Origin of the sequence: Bartonella sp. CM31XJBT, from assembly GCF_028618555.1 — a bacterium.
Classification (GTDB): domain Bacteria; phylum Pseudomonadota; class Alphaproteobacteria; order Rhizobiales; family Rhizobiaceae; genus Bartonella.
The window spans coordinates 1-4,952 of record NZ_JAQITD010000051.1; the positions used below are offsets into that span (position 1 = coordinate 1).

General features: G+C 39.9%; 6 protein-coding genes and 1 pseudogene. All 7 read left to right on the forward strand.

Annotation, left to right across the window (positions count from 1 at the left end; translation table 11 throughout):
• Positions 1-1,248, forward strand: a pseudogene (locus PVV63_RS09835) (transporter); the annotation flags it as partial.
• Complete coding sequence (locus PVV63_RS09840) at positions 1,245-2,000, forward strand: type IV secretion system protein (protein ID WP_273791698.1); 756 nt, start codon at positions 1,245-1,247, stop codon at positions 1,998-2,000. The pseudogene PVV63_RS09835 and the gene PVV63_RS09840, both read left to right, overlap by 4 nt.
• A gap of 21 nt (positions 2,001-2,021) precedes the next feature.
• Complete coding sequence (locus PVV63_RS09845) at positions 2,022-2,357, forward strand: EexN family lipoprotein (protein ID WP_273791699.1); 336 nt, start codon at positions 2,022-2,024, stop codon at positions 2,355-2,357.
• A 60-nt stretch (positions 2,358-2,417) separates the two neighbouring features.
• Positions 2,418-3,368, forward strand: a complete 951-nt coding sequence (locus PVV63_RS09850; protein WP_273791700.1) for a type IV secretion system protein — start codon at positions 2,418-2,420, stop codon at positions 3,366-3,368.
• The gene (locus PVV63_RS09855) at positions 3,355-3,642 is read left to right on the forward strand and encodes a type IV secretion protein VblB7 (RefSeq protein ID WP_273791701.1); all 288 of its coding nucleotides are present in this window, start codon (positions 3,355-3,357) and stop codon (positions 3,640-3,642) included. Before PVV63_RS09850 ends, PVV63_RS09855 begins: the two co-directional genes overlap by 14 nt.
• Positions 3,639-4,310, forward strand: a complete 672-nt coding sequence (locus tag PVV63_RS09860) for a virB8 family protein (RefSeq protein ID WP_273791702.1) — start codon at positions 3,639-3,641, stop codon at positions 4,308-4,310. The genes PVV63_RS09855 and PVV63_RS09860 overlap by 4 nt, the downstream gene beginning before the upstream one ends.
• 2 nt (positions 4,311-4,312) lie before the next feature.
• Positions 4,313-4,952: TrbG/VirB9 family P-type conjugative transfer protein (locus PVV63_RS09865; RefSeq protein WP_273791703.1), on the forward strand; the 640-nt coding region annotated here is incomplete at its 3' end.

A 4,952-nucleotide genomic window follows, 5' to 3' on the forward strand; every position in this document is an offset into this window, starting at 1 on the left:
AATTATGCTTATCGCACCCGCTCTGGGGCGATAACCAGCCGCAATTATGCAGCGCTTTCTCCATTTCATTCTTTTCCGGTTGGGAAAATAGATGGCAATGTGTGGGGACCAGCGGTAGCCTTGATGAAAACCTCTGCTGGTTCACCATTTTATTTTAACTTTCACTTTGGTGATTTAGGCAATACGTTTGTTTGTGGTCCTTCTGGTTCTGGGAAAACGGTTATTGTCAATTTTCTTTTAGCACAACTTCAAAAGCATGATCCCAATATGGTCTTTTTTGACAAAGATCGGGGTGCAGAACTTTTTGTCAGAGCGGGTGGCGGCACTTATATGCCTTTGAAAAATGGTAGACCAACAGGCATAGCCCCCTTAAAAGGCTTAGACTATAACAATCCAGCAGATAGAGTTTTTTTACGCCAATGGATTATAAAGCTTGTTTCTTCTGAAGATCAAAAGATCAGTGAATCAGAAAGACAAGACATCACGGCGGCAGTTGAGCAGCTTGCCTTGTTGCCAAAAGAACAACGGACGATCTCCGCCTTACAAATGTTTTTTGACACCACACACAGGGAGGGGATAGCGGGGCGTTTAGAAAGATGGTGTAAAGGCAATGCCTTAGGGTGGGTTTTTGACAATCCTGATGACGACATTGGCATTGATGCAAAATTTATTGGTTATGACATGACGGATTTTTTAGACAATAATGAAATTCGTCCACCGCTCATGATGTATCTTTTTCATAGAATTCTGTCTCTGATTGATGGGCGTCGTATTATCATTGTCATTGATGAGTTTTGGAAAGCCTTAGAAGACGATTCCTTTAAAGCCTTTGCGCAAGACAGGCTGAAGACCATTCGGAAACAAAATGGTTTAATGTTGTTTGCGACACAATCCCCCAAAGATGCGATTAATTCGACCATTGCCCACACCATTATAGAGCAATGTCCAACACAGATTTATTTTCCCAATCAAAAGGGCAATCATGGGGATTATGTAGAAGGTTTTAAATTATCGGACAGAGAATTTAACCTGATACAATCAGAATTAAGCCGTGAGTCACGGCGTTTTCTCATCAAACAAGGGCAAAGTTCAGTTGTAGCAGAGCTGAATTTACGCGGCTTTGATGATGAAATAGCCATTTTAAGTGGCACCACCAAGAACATTGAACTCCTAGAGACCATTATGGATGAAGTTGGTGAATCTCCAGAAAAATGGCTTCCTATTTTTCAAGAAAGGTCAAAACAATGAAAAAACTTTTATTGGCAACAGCCGTCTGTGCAATTTCTTTTGGACCTCAAGCAAATGCATTTGGAGGAGGTCCTTTTGATTATAAAATACTGCTGGAAAATATAGAGCAAGCCAAAAAATTGAGAGAACAAGTTGCAAAAGCAGAACAGCAAATTCAACAAGGCAAACAACAACTTGAAAAATTAAAAGATCAACTCGATCAAGCAAAACAATTATATAGTTCCTTAAATGGAAAACCTGATTTATCCGCATTGCAGGAGTTGCTCAACAAGCAAGGGAGCAGTGGCGCCCCTCCTTCTGATTTTAATCATTTAGAACAATCCATAGATGGCACCGGTGGTGGTAGCGGAAACACTGAAAAATGGAAAGAAAAACTTTTATATAAAGAACCTTCGGGTGGTAGTGGATCAAAAGAAGCCGTTGATGCCTTTTACAAGCAAGAAGTGGAAAAATTGCACAATCGCAATGTAGGACAAGCAGCAACAGGGCAAGCTGTTTACGAAGATGCTAATAAAAAGAAAGAAGCCATTAGTAAGATTATTGAAAAACTCAAAAATGCTAAAACCGCTGCTGAAGTTCAAGACGCTCAAACACAATTAGCAGCTATACAAGCAATATTACAAGCAGAGGCTTTACAAACACAAGCCACTTCTATGATTCAACAAGCTCAATCTGAAGCTGAAGCAATACGGATCAGAGAAGAAACTAGTAAACGATACCAAGATTATGCAAAACAACTTCGCGGTCATTAAAAATTAAAGAGGGGCTTGAACATGAACAAGATCATCATAACAACATTGCTACTTTGCACAGGGCTCATCACAGCTGGTTGTGAAAAAACCTACAGCGTAGAAGAATTTAAAAAAAATGAAAATTTACTTAAAGAATGGGCGGTGAGATGTGGATTTACAGGAAATTCGAAAAACTGTCAAAATGCACGATTAGCCGATCACCAAATTCATGAAGAACGTCGGGCAAAAATTGACGAAGAAAATCGTAAACGTAGAGAAGAATTTGAGAAAAAACAACAAGAAGAAGAAGCTAAGAGAAAAGCTGAATATGAAAAAAGGAGAGCACAACAAAAACGCGATAATAATTTTGATCCATAAAAATTATTATAACAATTAGGAATAATAGTATTTACAAAAATTTTATGAAATGGATATTCAATGGTAAGAAAAGATATATTTACCATGATAGATCAGCGTTTAATGAATGCTCTTACAGATATAATGGATAAAACTATTAGCAATCTTTCAGGCGCTTTATCTGTTCCTCTTCAAACAGCTTGTATAATCTATATAGCATTTATAGGTTACAACATTATGTATGGGCGTTCTTCTATGCCCTTATGGGATTTTATAGCAACAACTTTCAAACTTGGCATCATCGTTACACTCACCACACAAGCCGCTAACTATAACACATGGATTACAAATATATTTTTCACTGATCTGCCTAATGCGATTTCAAATGCTACACAAGGTGCAGTTTCTGATAAGAATGTCTGGGACAATATGATACAAAATGCTTATGCACACGCCTTCGATGCAGCAAATAAATACAACGGATGGACTGAAGTTGGTACGTTTATTGTTAACTGGATTGCTGGTCTTATTTGCTTAATTATTTCTGGGATTTTTTGCACCATTGGTTTTATCGTCACAATATTTGCTAAATTTGGATCATTTCTTGTCATATCAGTGGGACCAATATTTATAAGTTTTTCTCTATTTTCAACAACAAGGCGTTTTACAGAAGCGTGGTTAGGTCAATTAGCAAACTTCATTATTCTGCAAGTATTAGTCGTGTTGCTTGGTAACGTGTATGTAAGTCTTGCAATGGACATCCTTTCAGGTGACCTTACAGATATCATGTTTTCTGTACTTCAATTTTTGGTTATTGGCATTGGTGGCATTTATCTTTTTATCCATTTACCCGGAATTGCCTCTGCTTTAGCTTCTGGAGGAGCAGCTCTTACAGGTTCAACACACTTAGCTCACCATTCTAGTAGAGCAGCTGGGCGTGGTGCTCTTGCAGCCGCTCGTTCTGGTGTTAGCGGTCTAAGAGGTTTGGCATCGAAATTTAGAGGGGGTAGTACTACAAATGCGGGTAGTTAAAAAAATTGGGATTATCTTGCCATTTCTTTTTCTTAGTGGCTGTATGTCTTCATCAAACACGCTGAAATCACTCCCAAAGTGTGATGGATATTCTAAACGTCCACTCAACAGATCAATGTGGAATTGGGAAGGGAAGAAGCCCACCACAAGATCTATTATCATAAGTGGCAATACACAATCATCCGTAAAAGAGAGCAAACTTGAAACGCTTCTGGCAAAAAAACTAACGAATGAAGAAATGAAGTCTTACAAAAATTGCGGGCAAAAAGCATGAAAGAAAACGCCGTAGAACAATACATTGCTGAAGCACGCTCATTCGATCAAGATCGCATACTCGCCTCACGCCGCACCACCCGCATCTCGCTTGCCATTGCTGGCATAGCCGTTGCTGTTGCAATAATGTCTTCTCTGGCGGTCATCACCCTCACGCCCCTTAAAACCGTGGAACCTTTTGTCATCCGTGTGGACAATTCAACCGGAATCACTGAAGTTGTGGAAGCCTTAAAAGAAGGTCCCACCAATGTCGACGAAGCAATCACACGCTATTTTGCCGCAAAATATGTCCGCTCTCGTGAAGGTTTTGCCGTAGAAGAAACGCAAAATAACTTCGAAACTGTCTCTCTCCTCTCCTCTCCTGAAGAACGAGAAAGATTTGCTGGATGGTACGGAGCAAAAAATCCCCAGAGCCCACAAATCATCTACAAAAATGCCATTGCAACAATCACTATAAAATCAATTTCCTTTATCAACGATAAAGTTGCACAAGTGCGTTACTACAGAACTGTGCGTAACAACGACACAAACAAAGAATTCATCACCCACTGGGTTGCAACACTTACCTTTGAATATACCAATGCCCCTATCTCTGTCCAAAACCGTTTGATAAATCCTCTAGGGTTTATTGTTAATGAATATAGAACCGATCCGGAAGTGGTCAACTGATCATGACAAAAAAAATTCTTTTTCTCATTCTTAGGATTGCTGTTGCCTTTTCTTTGACGAATATAAGCTACGCAAGTGTTTTTCCCACCCGTGCGCCAAGCGATAGCCGCATTCGCTTTATCAACTATGATGCCTATAATGTCACAAAAATTATTGGCTCCATACGCTCATCGGTACAAATAGAATTTTCTCCCAATGAAGAAATTGCCCATGTGGCCATTGGCAACAGCGTTGCATGGGAAGTTGCCCCCGCTGGCAATATTCTTTTCCTCAAAGCAAGAGAAGTCCAACCCATTACCAATCTCCAAGTCGTCACCACAAAGCTTGATGGCTCAAAGCGCTCCTATCAATTTGAACTCATGATCAAAGATGGGGAAATTTCCTCTGGACAAGAAACATATTTCCTTGTGAAATTTCGCTACCCACAAGAAGAAGAAGCACAAAGAAGGCTCGCAGCCCTTATGCAACAAGAAAAAAAACAATCCCAACGGATTGATAATGTCTTCAACGCATATGAAACCTACGGACCACGCAATTGGGCTTACACCGCTCAAGGCTCAAGCGTACTCGAACCCTCCTCCGTTTACGACAATGGCAAAACCACAACATTTACATTTCCAGACAACCAAGAAATCCCTGCCA